The organism is Pseudarthrobacter sp. NS4 (assembly GCF_024758005.1).
Lineage (GTDB): Bacteria > Actinomycetota > Actinomycetes > Actinomycetales > Micrococcaceae > Arthrobacter.
On the sequence record NZ_CP103288.1, the window covers coordinates 1998171 to 2019958 of the forward strand.

Consider the following 21788-nt stretch of genomic DNA (forward strand, 5'->3'; position numbering starts at 1 on the left):
CATGGCGAGCGAACAGACCACCATTAAAGTCCCGGGTCCCGACGGCGAGCGGGAGATGCGGATTTCCAGCCCCAGCCGCGTCCTTTGGCCGGACCTGGGCCTCACGAAACTGGACCTGGCCCGCTACCTCTGCGACGTGGGCGGGGCGTTCATTGCCGCGAACGGCGACCGCCCGGTGGCCTTGCAGCGATACTCGGGCAATGTGGACGGTGAGCAGTTCTTCTCAAAGAACCCGCCCAAAGGGACCCCTGACTTCATCCGCTCGGTCAAGGTGGTCTTTCCGAGTGCCCGGTCCCATCCCATGCTGGTGCTCGACGAACCCGCGGCCGCCGTCTGGGCCGCACAAATGAACACAGTAGTCTTCCATCCCTGGCCGTCCCGCGCCGGAAACCCTGATAACCCGGACCAGTTGCGGATCGACCTGGATCCGCAGCCCGGGACGGACTTCGACGATGCAGTCCCGGCGGCCCTGGTGCTGAAGGAGGTCCTCGCCGAGGCGGGGCTCGAGTGCTTCATCAAGACCTCAGGAAACCGCGGCCTCCACGTTTATGCCCCGATTGAACCCACCCGGGAATTCCTGGATGTCCGGCACGCAGTGATCGCCGCTGCCCGGGAAGTTGAGCGGCGGATGCCTGACAAGGTGACCACGGCGTGGTGGAAGGAAGAGCGGGGCCAGCGGATTTTCCTTGACTTCAACCAGGCCAACCGGGACCGTACCATCGCCGGTGCCTACAGCCCCCGGGCCCTGCCACACGCCCCGGTGTCCTGCCCCATCACCTGGGACGAGCTGGAGAACGCCGACCCCAAGAACTTCACCATCCTCACCGTCCCGGAACGGCTTCGGACGGCAGGGGACCCTTGGGCGGACTTCCACAAGAATCCGGGAAACATAGACACCCTGCTGGAGTGGTGGGAGCGGGACAGCGAGGCCGGCCTCGGCGAGCTGCCGTTTCCGCCGGACTATCCCAAGATGCCCGGGGAGCCGCCCCGGGTCCAGCCAAGCCGGGCCAAAAAGCAGGACTGACGGACGCCGGGACTTAGCGGACGCTACTACTGGAAGCGGGAGGGGTCGCCGGCGCCCCGCCGGACCACCTCTGCCACGCCGCTGGAAAAATCAACCACCGTGGTGGGCTCAGCGCCGCAATCGCCGGCATCGATCACTGCGTCCACCTGATTGTCCAGCCGCTCCTTGATGTCCCACCCCTGGGTCAGCGGGTCCTCCTCGTCGGGCAGCAGCAGGGTGCTGGACAGCAGCGGCTCACCCAGTTCCGCCAACAGCGCCGAAACCACCCGGTTGTCCGGGATCCGGACGCCCACGGTTTTCTTCTTCGGATGCAGGAGGCGTTTGGGAACCTCCCTGGTGGCCGGAAGGATGAACGTGTAGCTTCCGGGCGTGACCGACTTGATGCTGCGGAATACGTCATTGCCAATGTTCACGAACTGACCAAGCTGGGCGAAGTCCCGGCAGACCAGGGTGAAATGGTGCTTGTCATCCAGCTCGCGGATGCTCCTGATCCTGTCCAGGGCTTCCCTGTTACCCATCTGCGCGCCCAGCGCGTAGCAGGAGTCCGTGGGGTAGGCGAGCAGCCCGCCGTCGAGCAGGATGCGCACCGCCTGGGTGATAGCCCGGGGCTGGGGGTCCTGCGGATGAACATCGAAGTATCTGGCCATGACTCCGAGCCTACGTTCCCCGGGGCCCGGCCCGCACTAAGGTTCCCCGGAAACCCCTACCAGCGCGCCCTTCTTTGGGGCAGGATGTTGTTTGGTTCCAACCATGCCAGTCCCCTCTTCCCAAGGAGAACAAGCCATGCCGACCGTCCTTAACCCCTACCTCAGCTTCCGTGACAACGCCCGCGAGGCTATGACGTTCTACCAGTCCGTTTTTGGCGGGGAACTGCGGGTCAGCACTTTCGGGGAGTACCAGGCCAGCGAGGATCCTGCGGAAGGGGACAAGGTCATGCATGGCATGCTGACCACGCCGCACGGCCTGGTCCTGATGGGGGCCGACACTCCCAACGGCATGGAGTACACCCCCGGATCCTCCATCTCCATCTCCCTTAGCGGCGAGGACGAGGCGGAACTCCGCGGCTACTACGACAAGCTGAGCGACGGCGGCTCGGTCACGGTCCCGATGGAAAAGTCGCCCTGGGGTGACATCTTCGGAATGTGCACGGACCGCTACGGCGTCGCCTGGCTGGTGAACGTCAACGCTGCGCAGGGCACCACGGGCGCGCCCTGATTCCGCTGAACGCGCCCGGCTTCCTGCCTGGTTCCCGGATTCAGCACTCCTTGGTTGCCACGAAGTAGGCGTTGAAGGGATCTTCGTCCAGGTCCACCACCCGCACGTCCTGGAACCCCGCATCCCGGACCATCTTTTCGGCCTGCTGCACACCCCACACAGTGCCCAGCCCGTCGCCGCCCTGGGCCAGCGAAACGGACATGCAGTGCGTGGTGGAGATGGCGTAGAGAAAGGCAGCCCAGGGCAGTTCGATGTTGTCCTCAAGGTTGCTTGAAGCTTTCATGTCCACCATGAGGAAGGTCCCGCCCGGCTTCAACGCCTGCCGGATGTTGCTGAGCACGGTGGCCGGGTGGGCCTGGTCATGCACGGCGTCGAAGACGGTGACCAGGTCGAACTCTTCCCGGAGGTCCAGGGCGGCGGCGTCGCGCAGTTCGAACCGGACATTGCTGAGTCCCAGGTGCTGCGCCTCGGCCCGGCCGGCCTCGAGGGCTTCCTCGAAGAAGTCGTAGCCCACAAAGCTGCTGGTTGGGAATGCCCGTGCCATCAGGTTCACGGCGTGGCCCGCACCGCAGCCGATATCGGCCACCCGGATGCCGGAGCGGAGGTCTTCCATCCTTCCGGACAGCGGGAGGATGCTGTCCACCAGGGAGGCATCGTGGACGGAAGCGCTGTCTGCTGCCTGGATCTGGACGAAGCCGGGGTAGTCGGAGTAGTCCAGTCCGCCGCCCGTACGGAATTTCTCCACCACTTTGCCGGCGACTTCGCCCATCAGCGTGATGTATGTGAGCGTACGGGCAAGGTTGTCCACTCCGGGTCCGGTGACCGCGGAGGCTATGTCCCGCCGCAGGACGTAGGTTTTTGCGTGGGCGTCGTAGTCGATGAAGCGTGCCGTCACCATGCCGCCGAGCCATTCACGGACGTAGCGCTCGTTGAGCCCCGCGGCGTCGGCAATCTGGACGCTGCTGGCGGGTGGAAGGCCGGCCAACGTTTCGAAAAGCCCCGCCTGGTGTCCGATGCTGATGAGAATTCCGGTTGATGCGTCATTCAGGATGCGCACCAGCCGTTCCGCGGCAGCGTCAGCTGCTGTTTCCTTCGGGTCCGTGGCTGTCTCCGCACGGTATGTGGTCATGATCCGCCCTTTCCATGCTGTGTTAGGCCCCGAAGCCGGTATTCCATTCCTTGTCCTGGTCCGTGTCCGGGCCATCGGGGTGTTTGGATATGTTGACGTTATGGCGGGGGAGCAGGTGTCCGCGTCGGGGGAATTGTGTATCTTTTCGGCGCGCGGTGGTGCATATGCTGCAGCCTCCATAACACCCGAAGCAGAGGCCGCCGCAGCCAGCAAACGCGTCAGTCAGAAAACGCGTCAGCCGGAACATCAGCAACGTCCGACGGCGGGGGCGTGCACACGTGCCAGGTCCGCTTTCCACACGGGCCGCGGGACGCCGGCGTGCCTTGCAGAAAAACGTGCCCTATAACAACCGGTGCTCCCGGGCCCAGCCGGCTGCGCCGGTCCGGGAGGTCACGCCAATTTTTAGGAAGATGTTTGCGAGATGGCGCCCCACCGTCTTTTCGCTGACGACCAGGGCCGCTGCCACGTCCCGGTTGCTGGCTCCCCGACTCACCAGGGTCAGCACCTCGGCCTCCCGGGCGGTCAGCCGGCCGGGCAGACGTGCCTCCACCCGCCGGAGATCGGGCAGCGCGCCAAGCTGCCGGTAGATGGCGACGGCGGTGGCCCTGTCTGCCTCCGCCACCTCCTGCTGTTGCATGCCGGCGCGGCAGGCTGCCAGGAGTTCATGCACTCTGGCGATGCTGTACCGCGCCCGCTGGTTGCGGTAGGTCCGGGCCACCGGTTCCAGTGCTGCCAATGCTTCCGGGAACAGGCCGGCGGACAGCAGCAGGTGTGCCCGGGCATGGCTTGCCCACGCCAGGAAACCCGGAGAAGCGAACCGCACCGCAGTCTGTTCCAGCTCGCTGCAGTAGGCCGCCGCGAGGTCGGGCTGCCCGCAGGTGAGCGCGATTTCGGTGGCGGGCAGGAGGAGCCGGGCACGGTCCAGGGGGTTTCCCTCCCCAAGGGAAAGGCCGAGCTGCTCAAGTGCCTGGACGTAGTGGCCGGAGGCACACAAAAGCAGCGCTTCTCCCGGCTGCGGATCCATCCCCGATTCACGCACCCGGGCAAATGCCCGCCTGGCCCCTGCCTCGTCACCGCGCAGCCGGAGGATCTCGCCCAGCTCGTAGAAGCCCGCACCGGCCATCCAGCCGTGTGCCTTCGCCAGTTTTTCGCTCAACGGCCCGATCTCCTGAACCACTTCATCCCATGCGCCCTCGATGCTGAGCAACTGGAGTTCGTGGACGCGCGTCACATGGGCATACACGAATGTGCTGGACAGCCCGGACGTCCAGCGGTCCAGTGCTTCGGTCCATGCCCTCATGCGCGCATAATCGGCCAGCACGTGGCAGAGGTGGGTTACTGTGCAGTAGATGTCACCGCTCCATTCAACGGGCACCTCGCCGGCCAGGATGGGAAGCATTGCTTCGTCGAGGTCGCTGAAGCCGGCATCGGTTTCCCCGCTTCGCACCAAAGCCAGGCCTGACAGCACCCGGGCAAAGCAGAGCAGTGCCGGATCCCCGTGGGAACGTGAGAGCTCTTCCAGGGTTGCGGATGCACTGGCCGCAGGCGCAGCGTCGCCTTCGAAGTCCAGGGACATAGACGCTTCCACATACAGGAGGTAGCCATAGGCTGGAATGTCCTGGAGGCCCTGGAGACTCCGCCGGGCGCGGTTCAGCCAGCCGGAGGCAAGCGCCAGATCACCGCGGGTGCCCCACCGGAGGCCGAGGCTGATTGCTGTCATTGCCGCACCGGGACGGTCGCCGGCGCGGGTGAAGCGGCGGTAGAGTTCTTCGGCTCCGGCCAGCGCCTCGGGAACATTCCCCAACCACCAGGACGAGCTTGCCAGGGCCTGCAGGTCCCCGGTGGCAAGAGGTGCCCGGAGGGCGGCCGCCGCCAGGTTGCTTGCGACCGCAGGCCAGTCCCGCCGGGCGAACGCTTCGCGCCCGGACATCAGCAGTTGGTCGAGTTCTGGCATGCCCGTCTCCCGGATGACGCCTCCAGCGTACTGCCGCGGGCCGGGACGGAACAGCGGATGCCCGCACTCCTTGAGGCGGCCCGCGCGGCCTGCGACGATGGACTGGTGGAGTCCCTCTTTGAGTTCCTCTCCGACAAGTGGTGGCTGGTCTTTCCGCTGAGCGCCTTCGCCGGCCACTGGGCCAACTCACTGCGCAAAGCCAGTGAGCGCCGCCACCAGCGCAAGGTGGAACTCTACAAGCTTCGCAACCAGCACCTGGAAGCCGGGAAGGCGTCGACGGCGGAAGTGGAAGCGCTGATGGCGGCCCACGACGCCACCAACAGCCGCTGGCTGGAATACGAGCTCGATGTGGGCAAGCTCATTGATTTTCCGCTCATGACGGATGTCAGGGAACCCATGACGGTTGCCTTCCTCCGTGCCAAGCGGGAAGCGGACGGCCAGCGCCCTGCCTCTGCTGCCGACGTTACGTCCCCCGCACGGCTTGAGGCCTACCGCAAGGCAGTCGACAGCTTCGTTGTAGCACTTGACGTCGCCGAGCGGGAGGCGCGCCGCATCAGGGACAGCAAGTTCACCGGCCCCGAACGCGGGCGGTTGGCCAAAGCGCGCAAACTGCTGATGATCGCGGAGAACCACGCCGCCACGCCCGCAGAGCGGCAGGCCGCCTACAAGCGCGCACGCCGGGAACTTGACGGGCTGATCGTCCTGCCGGACGCGACCGTCGCCGCACTGGAGGAGCGCATGGCTCCCGGGCTCGATGCGGGCCGGCGGCCGCCGGAGTTCCGCCCGAACTGAGACGGCTGGGAGTAACAGCGTGGCACGCACGCTTTACATCGACGTCGACGGCGTCATCTGTCCTTTCGGCCCGGAAGGAACCACAGGCTGGGGTACGGCCTGGCGCCATGCCGACGCCGGCCTCCTGCCCGTTGCCTATGCTGCCGAGCTCGTGGCGGGGCTGAACACCCTGGCCCGGGCCGACGGCGTCCGGTGTGTCTGGCTCACCAGCTGGGAGGAACTTGCCCCGCAGTACCTGTGCCCTGCGATCAACCTGGACGGCGGGAACTGGCCGTACCTCTCGACCACCGGAACGGGCAGCGGGAACGGCTGGTGGAAACTCCGGGCCATCCAGGACGACGTGGAAATCACTGGCGCGGACGCTGCTGCCTGGATCGACGACCAGCTGGCCTTCGAGGCAGAGGCACAGTCCTGGATACAGCTCCTGGGCAGGAGGATGCTGGCGGTTTCCCCACATCCCCGGCGGGGAATGTCACCGGATGAGCTGTCAACGGTCTGCGCATTTCTCACCCGGCCGTTGTTTTGACCTGATGCCCCGACGCGTAGGGGCATCGGGCTCACCGAGGTGAAGCCCGCGCAGGGCTTCGCCGCCGAAACCAGCACGACTCTGCGGCCGGGCAGTCCTCTTCGGGCTCTACCTGATCATTCCGTACTTCCCGGGGTAGTTCGGGCCTCTGGGCACCGCAGCCGGGGTTGGCTAGGCTGGCCCCATGTCACGGATCCAATACTTTGTAGCTGCTTCCCTGGATGGCTTTATCGCCACCTCCACCGACGATCTCGGCTGGCTCCTGCAGTTTGACGGCTTCGAGGGCGGCAAGGAAAGTTATGAGTCTTTTATGGCCGGTGTCGGCTGCATCGTGATGGGTGGTGAAACGTACGCCTGGCTGATGGAACACGAACCGGACAAGTGGGCCTATGCAGGCATGCCCAGCTACGTGTTCACCAGGCATGAGTACACAGCTCCTGCAGGCGCCGACATCACGTTCGTCCGCGGCGATGTTGCAGAATTCATCGGGGACTTCCGGCAGGGCGCGGGCGGCAAGAATATCTGGGTCGTAGGTGGCGGGAATCTCGCCGCCCAGTTTGCCGACGCCGGCCTGCTGGATGAGATCATCCTCTCGGTCATCCCGGTGGTCCTGGGTGACGGTAAGCGCCTGCTGCCCGTGGCAGGCCCGACGCCGCCACTTGAGTTGGCAGCCTCCCGCGCCCTGGGCAGGGGCATCGTCGAGCTCCGGTACCTGCTGAACGGCCCCGGAGGCAGTGCCTCCTGAGCAACCTCTGGCAGGGCAATTCCGGGCAGTATTCCCGGAATGTTGTTCAAATACGGGCATGCAGGTACCGCTCCAGCCCGTCTTCCCCTGGGGACAGGGCTAGGTGGATAAAGTCGGCGTGGCCGCGGACAGCGCCACATGGTCTTGGATATGGCCGGTGCCCATTTGGTACTCCAGCAAAGCGAACAGCAACCCGGCGCCGTATCCCGGCCCTAGCCCTGAGGCGGCGCGGCGTTCTCCCGGATCATGTTGGTGATCCGTGCAGTGGAAAGCCGGCGTCCGTGCTCATCCGTCATCACGACTTCGTGGGTTACCAGGGTGCGTCCGAGATGGACCGCCGTGCATGTCCCGGTCACGATCCCTGCCGAAATGGACCGGTGATGCGTGGCGTTGACCTCGATGCCCACAGCATGCCGGCCCGGCCCGGCGTGCATGCCGGCAGAGAAGGAACCCAGCGTCTCAGCGAGCACCACGTGCGCACCACCGTGCAGGATCCCGGCCACCTGTGTGTTGCCCTCCACGGGCATGGTGCCCACCGTCCGCTCGGGACTCATCTCCAGGAAGTGGATCCCCATTTTCACCACCAGTGCCCCGATCCCGAACCGCTCCAGCCAGCCGTGCAGGTGATCCGGGACGCCCGCGGCCACCAGCTCATCAGCGAAAGGGCCGGGCGTGAAATTGTCCATCATGGCAACTAGGCTGGCACCTGTGAGTGAAACAACCAAACCGGCCCCTTTCCCGTCCCAAGTTATTCCGCAGGACCCGGCCCCGCAGGGCTCCGGCACCGTTAAGGGCACCGCCGTCAAGGACGAAGTTCCGCCCCCGGCCGGTGGAGAGGTTTCAGCTACTGTCGCGCCCGTGGTGCCCATCACCGGCCAGCCCCGGCTCCTGGTGCTGGACGGACATTCCATGGCTTTCCGTGCCTTCTTTGCGCTCCCGGCGGACAAGTTCTCCACCTCCAACGGGCAGCACACCAACGCCATCCACGGCTTCACCTCCATGCTGATCAACCTCATCAAGGAACAGCAGCCCACCCACATTGCCGTCGCCTTCGACGTCTCGGACGAGTCCACCCACCGCAAGACTGAGTACAGCGAATACAAGGGCGGACGCAACGAAACACCGCGCGAGATGAGCGGCCAGATCGACCTCATCGCCCAGGTCATGGAGGCCTGGGGCATTAAGACCATCAAGATGCCCGGCTATGAGGCAGACGACATCCTTGCCACCCTTGCCGCGATGGGCGAAAAGGCAGGGTACGAGGTGCTGCTGGTTTCGGGTGACCGGGACGCTTTCCAGCTCATCACGGACAACGTCTTCGTCCTGTACCCCAAGAAGGGTGTCAGCGACATTCCACGGATGGATGCCGCCGCCATCGAGGCGAAGTACTTCGTCAGCCCTGCCCGCTATTCGGACCTTGCCGCGCTGGTGGGGGAGACCGCGGACAACCTGCCCGGCGTGCCCGGAGTCGGTCCTAAGACGGCGGCCAAGTGGATCAACCTCTACGGCGGGCTTGAGGGCGTCCTTGAACACCTGGACTCCATCGGCGGCAAGGTTGGCGACGCGCTCCGCGAAAATGTTGAAGCCGTGAAGCGGAACCGCCGGCTGAACCAACTCCACACGGACCTCGAACTGCCCGTCACGCTGGACGACCTTTACCAGCCGCGCCCTGACCAGGCGGCCCTCGAGGACCTGTTCGACCAGCTTGAATTCAAGACCATCCGCGGCCGGCTCTTCGCACTCTACGGCGATGATGACACTCCGGCCGCCGAGCGGGAGAGCATCGACACGCCCGCCTACGTCACCCCTGCCGGTGCGGCCGAGCTGTCTGAATTCCTGTCGGCCGGTGCCGGGCAGCGCTCCGCCGTCGCCGTGGACCTCGTCCCCGGCCGGATCGGTGAAGACGCGGCAGCCCTTGCCATCGTCCGCGACGGCGCTGCCGCCTACGTGGACCTTTCCGGCCAGGATGCAGAAGCTGAAAATGTCCTGGCAGGGTGGCTGCGGGATCCCGAAGCGCCGAAGGTCCTGCACGGCTTCAAGGCTGCTTTGAAGGCGCTGACGGCCCGCGGCCTGGAGCTCGAGGGTGTGGTGGATGACACGTCCATCTCCGGCTACCTCATCCAGCCGGACCGCCGCACGTATGAACTCGCCGAACTGGCGCAGCACCACCTCAACGTCGGGATCTCCCCGGCCACCGCCAAGGCCGGCCAGCTGGAGCTTTCGTTCGACGGCGACGACGCCGCTGCCGCCGACGCACTCGTCCAGGCTGCCGCCGTCGTACAGTCCCTGAGCCGCTACTTCGAAGCCGAACTCAAGGAACGCCGGGCGGAAGAACTGCTGTCCACCCTCGAACTTCCGGTCAGCCGGGTGCTGGCCGACATGGAACTGGCCGGCATCGGCATCGACCTGGAGCGCATGGACGAGCAGATCGCCGACCTCGCCCGGGTGATCGACCACGCCCAGGAACAGGCGTTCGCGGCCATCGGCCACGAGGTAAACCTGGGGTCGCCCAAACAGCTGCAGACCGTCCTTTTCGATGAACTCCAGCTGCCCAAGACAAAAAAGATCAAATCCGGCTACACCACCGATGCCGCGTCGCTGAAGAACCTCCTCGAGAAGACCGGGCACGAGTTCCTGGTCCAGCTCATGGCCCACCGCGAGGCATCCAAGCTGCGCCAGATGCTGGAGTCGCTGAAGAAATCCGTGGCGGAAGACGGCCGCATCCACACCACATATGCTCAGAACGTGGCAGCCACCGGCCGGATCTCCTCCAACAACCCCAACCTGCAGAACATCCCCATCCGCAGCGAGGAAGGCCGCCGGGTCCGCGGAATCTTTGTAGTCAGTGAAGGCTACGAATGCCTGCTGTCCGCTGACTACTCCCAGATCGAAATGCGGATCATGGCACACCTGTCCGGCGACGAGGGCCTGATCCAGGCCTACCGGGACGGCGAGGACCTGCACCGGTTCGTGGGCTCCAACATCTTCCACGTACCCACGGAAGAGGTCACCAGCGCCATGCGCTCCAAGGTGAAGGCCATGTCCTACGGGCTGGCCTACGGCCTCACCTCCTTCGGCCTGTCCAAGCAGCTGGAGATCTCGGTGGATGAGGCCCGCACCCTGATGAAGGATTACTTCGACCGGTTCGGTGCAGTCCGCGACTACCTCCGCGGTGTCGTCGACCAGGCACGGGTGGACGGCTATACAGCAACCATTGAGGGGCGCCGCCGGTATTTGCCGGACTTGACCAGCACCGACCGGCAGCTCCGGGAAAACGCGGAACGCATCGCCCTCAACAGCCCCATCCAGGGCTCGGCAGCGGACATCATCAAGCGCGCCATGCTTGGCGTGCATGCGGAGCTACAGTCGCAGGGCCTGAAGTCCCGGATGCTCCTCCAGGTCCATGACGAACTTGTCCTCGAAGTTGCCCCGGGTGAACGCGGGGCGGTGGAGAAGCTCGTTACCGAACAAATGGGCGCCGCGGCGGACCTCAGTGTCCCGCTGGACGTCCAGATCGGCGTCGGTCCGAGCTGGTACGACGCCGGGCACTAAGGCGCAGAGCCCGGCTGACCGGTTGCAGGGAAACGGCCCGGCACCCTTCGTGGGTGCCGGGCCGTTCCTGCGCCAAGGGACGCCAGGTGTCAGCTGCTTCTGAGCGCTTCCTCCCGGCGCTGCTTGAGCCGTTCGAGCAGGCGGTGTTCAGAGTCCTCGCCGGGAGCAATTCCTCCCGGAATGCGGAAGAAGAGAACCAGTCCAAGCACCCACCAGAGGCCGAAGAGGATCCACGGCGGCGGGGTAAGGGTTGCGGGCATCCCGGGAAGGTAGAGGCTGAGCAGTCCGACGCACAGGACCACGGCGGCGATGCCAATGACGATGCCGCCGTTGCCCTTGCCGCCGACGCGGAGCGGACGGTCCATCCGGGGTTCGCGCCGGCGCAGGATGACGAACACCACGGACACCAGGATGTAGGCGATGACAATGCTCGGAGCACCGGAATCCACCAGCCAGCCAAGCATTGATACACCGAAGAAGGGTGCAAGGAATGACAGCAGCCCGATGAACAGCAGGGCGTTGACCGGAGTGCGGTACTTGGGGTGCAGCTTGGCGAACCATGCGGGCAACATGCCAGACCGGGCCATCGAATACATCAGGCGTGAGGCGCCCAGAAGCAGTGAATTCCAGGAGGTCAGGATTCCGGCGATTCCGCCGGCGATCAGGATCTTCGCCATGACTTCGCTGCCGAACAGCGCGCCCATGGCGTCAGCAGTGGCAATGTCAGCCTGGGCGATCTCGCCGGCAGGCATCGCGGAGGACGTGGTCAGGACGGTCATGACGTACCAGACCGTGGCAAGGAGGACGGCGATGACAACGAGTTTGCCTATCTGCCGCGCCGGAATGTTCACTTCTTCGGCGGACTGGGGGATGACGTCGAAGCCGACGAACAGGAACGGAACCACCACCAGGACGGCAAAATAGCCGTTCAGCCCGCCAGTGAAGAACGGCTCCATGTTCGTCGCCGAGCCGCCGGTGAAGGAGCCGAATACCAGCATCAAGCCGATGACCAGCAGGAAGACCACAACGAAAGTCTGGGCGATCCCGGCCAACTTGACGCCAAGGATGTTGATTCCGGTGATCACGACAGCCGCTACCGCCCCTACCAGGGCCCACGTGAGGTGCACCTGGTAACCGGCGACTTCCCAGAGCGGAATCTGGCTCAGGTCCGGAAAGAGGTATTGCGCCGTACGCGGCAGCGCGACAGCCTCGAAGGCAACGATCGTGATGTATCCGCCGGTAATGGCCCAGGATCCGATGAAGGACCAACGGGGGCCCATGCCGCGGAGCAGGAAGTTGTGCTCACCGCCGGCCTTCGGCATGGCGGCCGTCAGTTCGGCGTAGGTCAACCCCACAACACCCATGATTGCACCGCCGGTGACCATGGCCAGGACAGCACCCATAGTGCCCGCTGACGCTATCCAACCACCGGTGAGCACCACCCAGCCGAAGCCAATCATGGCCCCGAATCCCAGTGCCAGGGCATCCCAGTTGCCCAGGACTTTTAACAGGGAAGTGTCCGGCGTTGGTTCAGCTTGTGAAACTTTCATTCGTCCTCGTTAAGGTTGCGGGTGCTGTGGACAGAAACGCAGCGTGGGCGCAAACCGCTTTCCCCAGGCCTGTGAAGCGCGTCACGTCGTGCTCCAACATAGACCCAAGCGGCGTGCAGGCGCACTGTGCAATGGCCTAGAACAGGGCCGTCCGGTTTGAGCAGGACGCCGATCGGCAGGATGTACCGGGGATCGGTGGACCCGTGATTTGGCTGGTGGCGGCGGCATGCCATGACTAGGCTCGAAACCGTGGCTGAACTGAGTGGAAACTACGAAATCCGGCGCTTCGGCGCGGTGTCCAAGGGCAAGGACGGCTATGCAGAGGCTGAAACCTGGAGCCGTGCCGTATCTTTCGGATTCCATGAATCCACCCGGACACCTGAGCATGTGGCAAAGTCCCTCGCCACCTACGAAAGCGACGGGCGCGTCCTGACCGGCGCCTACCAAACCGGCCAGGTGGCGCCGGGCTCGCTGCCTGCCGACGTGCCGGTGGCCACCTTCGCGACATTCCGCAAAACCCTGAACATCGGCTTCGGCCGGACCCTCGAGAGCCAGTTGGTCACCTCCGTGACAGTGCGGACCTCGCACCGCCGCCGCGGACTGCTGCGGCGGATGATGAGCGAGGACCTGCGCCTCGCCAGGGAGGACGGCATCGCTGTTGCTGCCCTCACCGCTTCGGAAGGGACCATCTACGGACGCTTCGGTTACGGCGTGGCCAGCTTCGAGCGAACGGTCAAAGTTGATACCACTGCACGGTTTAGCCTGCAGCACCAGGCCACAGGCAGCGTGGAGGTTGCCGACCCCAAAGCCCTGCTGGAGCTGGCTCCTGCGGTGTTTGACCGCGTGCACCGGCTGACCCCGGGGTCCATCGGCCGGCAGGAGTGGTACCGGCAGTTGGTATCCGGATCCCTGGGCCACGAAGGCAAGGAAGATCCTGCCGTCAAAGTGGCGCTCCACTACGGCCCCGGCGGAGACGTTGACGGCTACGTCTCCTACAAGTTCCTCGGCTGGGACAAGGAGCCGTACACGGTGGAAGTGGTCGATCTGTTGGCGGCCACCAACGACGCCTACCTCGAGCTGTGGCAATACCTGGGCGCCGTCGACCTTGTGGAGCGCGTCTCCTGGGAAGAAGCGCCTGTCGATGACCCGCTCGCATGGGCCCTCACGGATCCGCGCTGCATCGATTCCTCGGACAGCCGGGACATGCTCTGGCTCCGGATCCTTGACGCTCCCAAGGCGCTGGCCGCCCGGCACTACCCGGCGGACGGAAAGCTGGTCCTGGACCTCCGTGACCCGCTGGGCCTCACGGCGGGGACTTACGCCCTGGCAGTGGAAGGCGGCCAGGCCGCTGCCGAGCGGCTGCCGGACAATACGCCGGCGGACCTGACGCTGGGCGTTTCCGCGCTCTCCTCGATTTACCTGGGCGGCGTCTGCCCCGTCACGCTGGCCGCGGCAGGGAAGATTTGCGAAAACGCCTCCGGCGCTGCGCTGAAAGCCCGGCAGATGTTCGCGGTGGAGCGGGCCACGCACTGCCTTACCCACTTCTGACGGGACGGCGCAGGGGCCCGCTTTGACCCCTGTTGCGGGCTACGACTAGAATAAACGGGCGTGTACCACGTGCACGTTCTCTAAAATCCACAAAATCAGGATGACCCCGGAGGATCCGTCGGATTCACCGCGAATCGCGCCTGCGTTCCATAACGCGGGCGCACTGGTTTGCCTGACCGACTAACTATCCACAACGGAGCCCCTACTACATGACCATCACCTCCACCGAGAAGCCCGGTACCCCCGTAGTCGCGATTAACGACATCGGTACCGCTGAGGACTTCCTCGCAGCTGTCGACGCCACCATCAAGTACTTCAACGACGGAGACCTCGTCGAAGGTACCGTCGTCAAGGTCGACCGCGATGAAGTCCTGCTCGACATCGGTTACAAGACCGAAGGTGTCATCCCCTCCCGCGAGCTGTCCATCAAGCACGACGTTGATCCCGGAGACGTCGTCTCCGTCGGCGATCAGGTCGAAGCCCTGGTGCTCACCAAGGAAGACAAAGAAGGCCGTCTGATCCTCTCCAAGAAGCGTGCTCAGTACGAGCGCGCCTGGGGCGACATCGAGAAGGTCAAGGAAGAAGACGGGGTTGTCACCGGTACCGTCATCGAGGTTGTCAAGGGTGGTCTTATCCTCGACATCGGCCTGCGCGGCTTCCTGCCCGCATCCCTCGTCGAGATGCGCCGTGTGCGCGACCTGGCTCCGTACATCGGCCAGCAGATCGAAGCCAAGATCATCGAGCTGGACAAGAACCGCAACAACGTGGTCCTGTCCCGCCGTGCATGGCTCGAGCAGACCCAGTCCGAGGTCCGCTCCACCTTCCTCAACAAGCTGGAAAAGGGCCAGGTCCGTCCCGGCGTTGTTTCCTCCATCGTCAACTTCGGTGCCTTCGTGGACCTGGGCGGCGTAGACGGCCTGGTTCACGTTTCCGAGCTGTCCTGGAAGCACATCGACCACCCGTCCGAGGTTGTCGAGGTTGGCCAGGAAGTCACCGTCGAGGTTCTCGAGGTCGACCTGGACCGCGAGCGCGTTTCCCTGTCGCTCAAGGCTACGCAGGAAGATCCGTGGCAGACCTTCGCCCGCACCCACGCCCTCGGCCAGGTTGTTCCGGGTAAGGTCACCAAGCTGGTTCCGTTCGGTGCGTTTGTCCGCGTCGAAGACGGCATCGAAGGCCTCGTTCACATCTCGGAGCTCGCTGTGCGCCACGTTGAACTGGCTGAGCAGGTTGTCTCCGTTGGTGACGAGCTGTTCGTCAAGGTCATCGACATCGACCTTGAGCGCCGCCGTATCTCGCTGTCCCTCAAGCAGGCCAACGAGGGCGTCGACGCCGACAGCACCGAGTTCGATCCCGCTCTGTACGGCATGGCCGCAGAGTACGACGAAGAGGGCAACTACAAGTACCCCGAGGGCTTCGATCCCGAGTCCAACGAGTGGCTTGAAGGCTACGAGAACCAGCGCGCCGCCTGGGAGCAGCAGTACGCTGACGCCCAGACCCGTTGGGAAGCCCACAAGAAGCAGGTTGCCCAGCACGCTGCCGATGACGCTGCAGCTGCAACGTCCGGTGAGGGCGACTCCGGCACCACCAGCTACTCCTCCGAGCCTGCTGTCACCGACACCGGTGCCGGCACCCTGGCTTCGGATGAGGCTCTTGCCGCCCTGCGTGAGAAGCTGACCGGCAACTAATTGCCACCGGCGCCGGGGTTTCCGGTGCCAACGCAACAGGCCCCCTGCGAAAGCAGGGGGCCTGTTGCGTTAACGGTCAATGGTTGACGGGACCCGCTTCGGTACGTGTGCCTTAAAGTTCGACGACGGCGCCAACCGTGCCGTCGTCGTCGGGCGTCAGGTGGGCACCAAGCCCGGCCAGCAGTCGCCGTGCGCCCAGGTTGTCAGCCAGCGTACGGGCCACCACCCGCGTCAGCCCGGCCCGGCGCGCCTCGGCGAGGACCAGGCGCAGTGCAGCAGTTCCTATTCCCCGGGACCGGAAGCTCCTGCCGAGCCAGATGCCCGTTTCCGCCACAGTCCCGCTGCCGGCGTCGGCAACGCGGCGGAGCCGCACGGACCCGGCGAGGTCGCCGCCGCAGAGAACGCCCCAGGTCTTCTCTCCGGCCGCCCCAGCGAGGCCGTCCGCAGCGGCGCGGTGGTAGCTGCGGAACCAGGCGGTGCGTTCGGGATTCCAGCCGGCCCCGCCCAGCGGCGGGGCAACCTCGTCGGGGGATGCGTCGCGCTTTGCCAGTGCCAGCAGGGATTCCAGGACGGCGTCATCCACATCCACCAGGGAAACATCAGGGGACTGGGACATCCACCCACTCCGTACCCTCCCGGGTGAGCATGGCGGATCCGGCAGTCATGGACCGGAGACGCTCGGCGGCGGCCTCAATGGAAGCCGGGTCGTCCGCCAGCGCCACGCGCAGGACAGTCTCCTGGTTGCCGTAGCTTGTTTCGCCCATCACAAACCCGGCCGCCCTCAGGTCGTTTTCGAGCCTGCCGGCTGCCCCCGGTGCCACTGCCGTGGAGCAGATGCGAAGCCGGCCGCGCCGCACCATGGGAGCCAGCGCAAGCGCTGAGGAGACAGATTCGGAGTAGGCGCGGACCAGGCCTCCAGCCCCCAGCAGCACCCCGCCAAAGTAGCGGACGACGACGGCGCTTACGTCGCTCAGGTCTGCCACGCCGGGCGCGGTCTCCCTCTTGGCAAGGGCCTCGAGCATGGGGAGGCCGGCCGTTCCGGACGGTTCGCCATCGTCACTGGAACGCTGCACATCCCGGTCGGGTCCGATGATGAAGGCGGAACAGTGGTGCCGGGCATCGTGGAATTCGCGGCGGAGCGACGCCACCAGGCCACGGGCGTCCTCTTCGGTGCCTGTGCGCCTCAGGACGGTAATGAACCGGGAGCGCTTCACTTCAAGCTCGTGTCGGAAGTCCTGCCCTGCGGGCAGGGTGGTGTAGGCGGTGGTCCTGCTTTCCAGCTCTTGCATCCGCCCAAGTCTAGTTCGGGTGCCGGTGGGGATTAGTGTGGGAGGGTGCTGAAGATCGGTTTGACGGGCGGAATCGCCTCGGGGAAGTCTGTGGTGGCCGCGCAGCTCAGGAAACGCGGCGCAGTGCTGGTTGACGCCGACGCGCTGGCCCGGGAGGTGGTGGAGCCCGGTACAGAGGGCCTGCGCCGCATTGTGGCCGAGTTCGGGTCCGGGATGCTGGGCGATGACGGACGGCTGGACCGCGCACGCCTCGGCGAAGTGGTTTTCGGCAATCCGGAACGGCTTGGCATCCTGAACGGGATAGTCCACCCTCTGGTCCGTGCGCGTGCCGCAGCCATCGTGGCTGCCGCCGGTGATGCCGTGGTGGTCCAGGACATTCCGCTGCTCGTGGAAACAGGCCAGGGGAGTGACTTCCACCTGGTTGTCGTGGTGGATGCCCCCTACGACGTGCGGGTGCAGCGGATGCTGGAGCGCCGGGGCATGACCGCCGATGCAGCCCGTTCCCGGATGGCGGCCCAGGCGTCGCGGGAGGAGCGTTTGGCCGCGGCCGATGTCGTCCTCGATAACTCCGGCAGCATGGAGGACCTGGTGAAGCAGGTGGACGAACTCTGGGATGCGCGGCTTGGACCGTTTGCCCGGAACCTGGCGGCAGGGATCCGCGCGGCGAGGAACGGCGGGCCCGTCCTGGAACCGTACAGGGAGGAATGGCCGAAGCAGGCTGCCAGGATCGCGGCAAGGCTGTTGACAGCGGCCCCCGGGCTGATCCTGGCTGTGGACCACATCGGCTCCACGTCTGTCCCCGGGCTGGCCGCGAAGGACGTTATCGACCTGCAGGTTGCGGTATCCGGCCTGGAAGTTGCAGACAGTATCGCTCCACTGCTGGCTGAAGCCGGATTCCCGCTGGTGCCCGACGCCGGGTCCGATACGCCCAAACCAACCGGGGCGGATCCCCGGCAGTGGCAGAAACGGTTCCACGCCAACGCCGACCCCGGCCGTCCGGTCAACATCCACGTCCGTGTTGCCGGCTCGCCCGGATGGCGTTACGCCCTGATGTTCCGGGACTGGCTGCGGGAAAATCCGTCCGCGCTCCGACTCTACGCAGCGCATAAGGCAGATCTTGCGGGCCGCTTTGCCGGCTCGGTCAGCACCAGGGCGTATGCCGAGGCCAAGGAACCATGGTTTACGGATGTTGCGTGGCCGCGAATGTCTGCTTGGGCCGAGGACGCCGGGTGGGCCCCGCCGTCGTACGGGTCCTGAGGCCGGTCCGTGGACCCGGCGGCTGTTCGCCTGTAACGGACTCGCCCACCAGTGTCAGTGCCCGGTTGTAGATTAGATCCATGAGCCTTGCGCAGGATATCAACCGTGTTGTAGCGCCTTTCGAGGTCATCAGCGAATTCAAGCCCGCGGGTGACCAGCCTGCCGCCATCGCAGAACTGACGCAGCGGATTAAGAACGGCGAAAAGGACGTGGTGCTGCTCGGCGCCACCGGTACCGGTAAGAGCGCCACCACGGCCTGGTTGATCGAGCAGGTCCAGCGCCCAACCCTGGTGATGGTGCAGAACAAGACCCTCGCGGCGCAGCTGGCCAACGAATTCCGCGAGCTCCTGCCCAACAACGCGGTGGAGTACTTCGTCTCCTACTACGACTACTACCAGCCCGAAGCGTACGTGGCGCAGACGGACACCTTCATTGAAAAGGACTCCTCCATCAATGAGGAAGTTGAAAGGCTCCGCCACTCCGCCACCAACGCCCTTCTGACCCGTCGGGACGTGATCGTCGTGGCTACCGTTTCCTGCATTTACGGCCTGGGCACCCCGGAAGAGTACATCGCCGGGATGGTTACCCTCCGCAAGGGCCAGGAAATGAACCGGGACGACCTCCTCCGGAAGTTCGTCTCCATGCAATACGCGCGCAATGACATGGACTTCCACCGGGGCACCTTCCGGGTCCGCGGGGACACCGTGGAAATCATCCCGATGTACGAGGAACTGGCCATCCGGATTGAGTTCTTCGGTGACGAAATCGAGAACATCCACACGCTTCACCCGCTGACCGGAGAGGTGATCCGGGACGAAGAGGAAATGTATGTTTTCCCTGCCTCCCACTACGTGGCCGGGCCCGAACGGATGTCCAGGGCCATCAAGCGTATCGAGGACGAGCTTGCGGACCGGCTGAAGGTACTGGAAAGCCAGAACAAGCTGGTGGAAGCGCAGCGGCTGCGGATGCGGACCAACTATGACCTCGAAATGATGCAGCAGATGGGCTTCTGCAACGGTATTGAGAACTACTCCTCGCACATTGACGGCCGCGGCCCGGGAACAGCTCCGCACTGCCTCCTCGACTATTTCCCGGACGACTTCCTGCTGGTGGTGGACGAATCCCACGTGACCATCCCGCAAATCGGCGCCATGTATGAAGGGGACATGTCCCGAAAGCGGAACCTGGTGGACTTTGGCTTCCGCCTGCCCTCGGCGATGGACAACAGGCCACTCAAGTGGGACGAATTCCTCCAGCGCATTGGCCAGACCGTCTACCTGTCCGCCACGCCCGGGAAGTACGAACTTGGCAAGGCTGACGGTTTCGTCCAGCAGATCATTCGGCCTACCGGGCTTGTCGATCCTGAGGTGGTGGTCAAGCCCACCAAGGGCCAGATTGATGACCTGCTGGGGGAGATTAAGACCCGTACGGCAAAGAACGAGCGCATCCTGGTCACTACCCTGACGAAGCGCATGGCCGAGGACCTCACGGACTACCTCCTGGGCCACGGCATCAAAGTGGAGTACCTGCACTCGGACGTCGATACCCTCCGGCGCGTGGAACTGCTGCGCGAACTGCGGATGGGCAGTTTCGACGTACTGGTGGGCATCAACCTCCTCCGCGAAGGCCTCGACCTCCCCGAAGTGTCCCTGGTGAGCATCCTGGACGCGGACAAGGAGGGCTTCCTGCGCTCCTCCACGTCACTGATCCAGACCATCGGCCGCGCTGCCCGCAACGTCTCCGGGCAGGTGCACATGTACGCGGACCGCATCACGGATTCGATGGCGCACGCCATCGACGAGACCAACCGGCGCCGCGCCATCCAGGTCGCCTACAACACCAAGCACGGTGTGGACCCCCAACCGCTGCGGAAGAAAATCGCCGACATCACCGACCAACTGGCCAAGGAAGACGCCGACACCCAGGAACTGCTCAACAACAACCGCCTGGCCAAGGGTGGCAAGCGGAAGCCCGCGGCTAAGGCTGCCGCCCAGGTGCGCTCTGACGGCCTGGCCGCTGCTCCCGCGGAGGACCTGGTGGGCCTGATCGAACAGCTCACCGAGCAGATGCACGGCGCTGCCGCCGAACTTCAGTTCGAAGTGGCGGCCCGGATCCGGGACGAGGTCAGCGAACTCAAAAAGGAACTGCGCCAGATGCAGGCAGCCGGCCACGCCTGAGCACCGTCCGGCGGCATGTGACGGTCCCGCGCATGGCGGCACTTCCGGCTAGGGTACAGTTAACGTCACGTAGGGGAGTATCCCGAGCGCTACGATCGTCAACACGCAGGGCATAGTTGCCCCGCCGGGCGTAGCGGGCCGCCACATCAGCACCAAGTGCACAGGCAGGCCGGAGAGACTTACACCGCATCCTTGTACCCTGCGAAAGGCTACCCTGTGCTCGATTTGCCCGTGTGGTTCGAGGTCGGCTCTTTTGTCGTCCTCGGCCTGATCCTCCTGATCGACCTGCTCCTGGTGGTGCGCCGCCCCCACGAACCCTCGATGAAGGAGGCCGGCCTGTGGGTGGCCTTCTACGTCACCCTCGCCCTTGTGTTCGCAGGCGCCATGTTCGCCTTCACCGGGCCTGAATACGGTGGACAGTTCGTGGCCGGCTGGGTCACGGAATACAGCCTCAGCATCGACAACCTGTTTGTCTTCATCATCATCATGGCCCGGTTCTCGGTGCCCCGGAAATACCAGCAGGAAGTGCTGATGGTGGGCATCATCATCGCCCTGGTCCTGCGCGGCATCTTCATCATGCTCGGCGCCATCGTCATTGAGCAGTTCAGCTGGGTGTTCTACATCTTCGGCGCCTTCCTGCTGTGGACCGCGTGGAAGCAGGCCCAGGATGAAGGCGAAGACGAAGAAGACCGGGAAAACCCGCTCATCGCCCGGATCCGCAAGGTCATTCCCATGTCGGAGAAGTTCGACGGCAACAAACTGCGCACCACGGTGGACGGCAAGAAGGTCTTCACCCCCATGCTGATCGTGTTCATCACCATCGGCCTGACGGACCTGCTGTTCGCCGTTGACTCCATCCCCGCGATCTTCGGGCTGACCCAGAGCCCGTTCATCGTCTTCACGGCCAACCTGTTCGCCCTGATGGGCCTGCGCCAGCTGTACTTCCTGCTGGGTGGCCTCATGAACCGCCTGATCTACCTGAAGCACGCGCTGTCCTTCATCCTGGCGTTCATCGGCGTCAAGCTGGTCCTGCATGCCATGCACGTGAACGAACTGCCCTTCATTAACGGCGGCCAGCACATCGAATGGGCCCCGGAGATCCCCACGTTTGTATCCCTGGCCGTCATCGTTGGCACCATCATCATTGCCGTGATTGCCAGCCTGGTCAGCTCCAAGGCGAAGGAAGCCCACCTCGACCCCCGCCTGGAGGAAGACTTCCGCAAGAGCCACAGCGACGCCGAGTAACGGCACCCGGGCCTGCCCGTCCAACAATCCCGGCCGCATTCGCGGCCGGGATTGTTGGCTTTAACCTGCCCCTGCAGGAGCCGGGCGAAAGGGGACTATG

Annotated in this window: 18 protein-coding genes; 11 read left to right on the plus strand and 7 right to left on the minus strand. The window is 64.8% G+C overall.

All coding sequences use genetic code 11. From position 1 onward, the window contains the following. Position 1: 1 nt before the first annotated feature. Positions 2-1024: a non-homologous end-joining DNA ligase gene (ligD, locus tag NXY83_RS09395; protein ID WP_258806139.1), complete on the plus strand. Its 1023-nt coding sequence runs from the start codon at positions 2-4 to the stop codon at positions 1022-1024. A 26-nt stretch (positions 1025-1050) separates the two neighbouring features. Here the strand turns inward: ligD and NXY83_RS09400 are convergent, their stop codons facing one another. Further along, entirely contained in the window at positions 1051-1671 is a 621-nt protein-coding gene (locus NXY83_RS09400) for an L-threonylcarbamoyladenylate synthase (RefSeq protein WP_258805820.1), read from the minus strand. A 136-nt stretch (positions 1672-1807) separates the two neighbouring features. Between NXY83_RS09400 and NXY83_RS09405 the strand changes: the two genes are divergently transcribed. Then, entirely contained in the window at positions 1808-2239 is a 432-nt protein-coding gene (locus NXY83_RS09405; RefSeq protein WP_258805821.1) for a VOC family protein, read from the plus strand. A 40-nt stretch (positions 2240-2279) separates the two neighbouring features. On the opposite strand, the gene NXY83_RS09410 is transcribed toward NXY83_RS09405, so the two are convergent. Together NXY83_RS09410 and NXY83_RS09415 are read right to left on the minus strand one after the other, a co-directional pair. After that, positions 2280-3368, minus strand: coding sequence for a class I SAM-dependent methyltransferase (locus NXY83_RS09410; protein ID WP_258805822.1), 1089 nt, complete (start codon positions 3366-3368; stop codon positions 2280-2282). A gap of 340 nt (positions 3369-3708) precedes the next feature. Continuing rightward, on the minus strand, positions 3709-5322 hold the full coding sequence (locus NXY83_RS09415; protein ID WP_258805823.1) for a LuxR family transcriptional regulator: 1614 nt from the start codon (positions 5320-5322) through the stop codon (positions 3709-3711). Positions 5323-5427: 105 nt separating this feature from the next. Between NXY83_RS09415 and NXY83_RS09420 the strand changes: the two genes are divergently transcribed. The 3 genes from NXY83_RS09420 to NXY83_RS09430 all read left to right on the plus strand — a co-directional run bounded on the left by NXY83_RS09420 (position 5428) and on the right by NXY83_RS09430 (position 7385). Further along, a complete protein-coding gene (locus tag NXY83_RS09420; RefSeq protein WP_258806141.1) occupies positions 5428-6114 on the plus strand; it encodes a hypothetical protein in 687 nt (228 codons plus the stop codon). Positions 6115-6133: 19 nt separating this feature from the next. Then, a complete protein-coding gene (locus tag NXY83_RS09425) occupies positions 6134-6640 on the plus strand; it encodes an HAD domain-containing protein (RefSeq protein WP_258805824.1) in 507 nt (168 codons plus the stop codon). 184 nt (positions 6641-6824) lie between these two features. Continuing rightward, entirely contained in the window at positions 6825-7385 is a 561-nt protein-coding gene (locus tag NXY83_RS09430) for a dihydrofolate reductase family protein (RefSeq protein WP_258805825.1), read from the plus strand. Positions 7386-7597: 212 nt separating this feature from the next. On the opposite strand, the gene NXY83_RS09435 is transcribed toward NXY83_RS09430, so the two are convergent. Further along, the gene (locus NXY83_RS09435; protein WP_258805826.1) at positions 7598-8074 is read right to left on the minus strand and encodes a hotdog fold thioesterase; all 477 of its coding nucleotides are present in this window, start codon (positions 8072-8074) and stop codon (positions 7598-7600) included. Between the two features lie 220 nt (positions 8075-8294). On the opposite strand from NXY83_RS09435, the gene polA reads away from it, so the two are divergent. Further along, positions 8295-10937: a DNA polymerase I gene (gene polA / locus NXY83_RS09440; RefSeq protein ID WP_258806142.1), complete on the plus strand. Its 2643-nt coding sequence runs from the start codon at positions 8295-8297 to the stop codon at positions 10935-10937. A gap of 89 nt (positions 10938-11026) precedes the next feature. Here the strand turns inward: polA and NXY83_RS09445 are convergent, their stop codons facing one another. Then, positions 11027-12487 (minus strand): APC family permease, encoded by a 1461-nt coding sequence (locus NXY83_RS09445; protein WP_258805827.1) that lies wholly within the window; start codon positions 12485-12487, stop codon positions 11027-11029. A gap of 231 nt (positions 12488-12718) precedes the next feature. Between NXY83_RS09445 and NXY83_RS09450 the strand changes: the two genes are divergently transcribed. After that, entirely contained in the window at positions 12719-14035 is a 1317-nt protein-coding gene (locus NXY83_RS09450) for a GNAT family N-acetyltransferase (RefSeq protein ID WP_397427581.1), read from the plus strand. A 209-nt stretch (positions 14036-14244) separates the two neighbouring features. Then, on the plus strand, positions 14245-15720 hold the full coding sequence (gene rpsA / locus NXY83_RS09455; RefSeq protein WP_258805829.1) for a 30S ribosomal protein S1: 1476 nt from the start codon (positions 14245-14247) through the stop codon (positions 15718-15720). Positions 15721-15832: 112 nt separating this feature from the next. On the opposite strand, the gene NXY83_RS09460 is transcribed toward rpsA, so the two are convergent. Further along, the gene (locus NXY83_RS09460) at positions 15833-16336 is read right to left on the minus strand and encodes a GNAT family N-acetyltransferase (RefSeq protein WP_258805830.1); all 504 of its coding nucleotides are present in this window, start codon (positions 16334-16336) and stop codon (positions 15833-15835) included. Then, positions 16320-17009, minus strand: coding sequence for an IMPACT family protein (locus tag NXY83_RS09465; RefSeq protein ID WP_258805831.1), 690 nt, complete (start codon positions 17007-17009; stop codon positions 16320-16322). Before NXY83_RS09465 ends, NXY83_RS09460 begins: the two co-directional genes overlap by 17 nt. Positions 17010-17054: 45 nt before the next feature. Between NXY83_RS09465 and coaE the strand changes: the two genes are divergently transcribed. The 3 genes from coaE (at position 17055) to NXY83_RS09480 (ending at position 21688) form a co-directional block, all read left to right on the plus strand. Further along, positions 17055-18266 (plus strand): dephospho-CoA kinase, encoded by a 1212-nt coding sequence (gene coaE, locus NXY83_RS09470; RefSeq protein ID WP_258805836.1) that lies wholly within the window; start codon positions 17055-17057, stop codon positions 18264-18266. An 80-nt stretch (positions 18267-18346) separates the two neighbouring features. Continuing rightward, positions 18347-20443 carry an excinuclease ABC subunit UvrB gene (gene uvrB, locus NXY83_RS09475; protein ID WP_258805838.1) on the plus strand — a complete coding sequence of 699 codons (2097 nt, stop codon included), beginning with the start codon at positions 18347-18349 and terminating at the stop codon, positions 20441-20443. 216 nt (positions 20444-20659) lie between these two features. Beyond that, on the plus strand, positions 20660-21688 hold the full coding sequence (locus tag NXY83_RS09480; protein ID WP_258805839.1) for a TerC family protein: 1029 nt from the start codon (positions 20660-20662) through the stop codon (positions 21686-21688). Positions 21689-21788: the final 100 nt, after the last annotated feature.

What these genes read in the sequence shown, in the direction of transcription:
- ligD (WP_258806139.1), top strand. Translation starts at nt 2, where the DNA reads ATGGCGAGCGAACAGACCACCATTAAAGTCCCGGGTCCCGACGGCGAG.
- NXY83_RS09400 (WP_258805820.1), bottom strand. Translation starts at nt 1,671, where the DNA reads ATGGCCAGATACTTCGATGTTCATCCGCAGGACCCCCAGCCCCGGGCT.
- NXY83_RS09405 (WP_258805821.1), top strand. Translation starts at nt 1,808, where the DNA reads ATGCCGACCGTCCTTAACCCCTACCTCAGCTTCCGTGACAACGCCCGC.
- NXY83_RS09410 (WP_258805822.1), bottom strand. Translation starts at nt 3,368, where the DNA reads ATGACCACATACCGTGCGGAGACAGCCACGGACCCGAAGGAAACAGCA.
- NXY83_RS09415 (WP_258805823.1), bottom strand. Translation starts at nt 5,322, where the DNA reads ATGCCAGAACTCGACCAACTGCTGATGTCCGGGCGCGAAGCGTTCGCC.
- NXY83_RS09430 (WP_258805825.1), top strand. Translation starts at nt 6,825, where the DNA reads ATGTCACGGATCCAATACTTTGTAGCTGCTTCCCTGGATGGCTTTATC.
- NXY83_RS09435 (WP_258805826.1), bottom strand. Translation starts at nt 8,074, where the DNA reads ATGATGGACAATTTCACGCCCGGCCCTTTCGCTGATGAGCTGGTGGCC.
- polA (WP_258806142.1), top strand. Translation starts at nt 8,295, where the DNA reads ATGGCTTTCCGTGCCTTCTTTGCGCTCCCGGCGGACAAGTTCTCCACC.
- NXY83_RS09445 (WP_258805827.1), bottom strand. Translation starts at nt 12,487, where the DNA reads ATGAAAGTTTCACAAGCTGAACCAACGCCGGACACTTCCCTGTTAAAA.
- NXY83_RS09450 (WP_397427581.1), top strand. Translation starts at nt 12,719, where the DNA reads ATGACTAGGCTCGAAACCGTGGCTGAACTGAGTGGAAACTACGAAATC.
- rpsA (WP_258805829.1), top strand. Translation starts at nt 14,245, where the DNA reads ATGACCATCACCTCCACCGAGAAGCCCGGTACCCCCGTAGTCGCGATT.
- NXY83_RS09460 (WP_258805830.1), bottom strand. Translation starts at nt 16,336, where the DNA reads ATGTCCCAGTCCCCTGATGTTTCCCTGGTGGATGTGGATGACGCCGTC.
- NXY83_RS09465 (WP_258805831.1), bottom strand. Translation starts at nt 17,009, where the DNA reads ATGCAAGAGCTGGAAAGCAGGACCACCGCCTACACCACCCTGCCCGCA.
- uvrB (WP_258805838.1), top strand. Translation starts at nt 18,347, where the DNA reads ATGAGCCTTGCGCAGGATATCAACCGTGTTGTAGCGCCTTTCGAGGTC.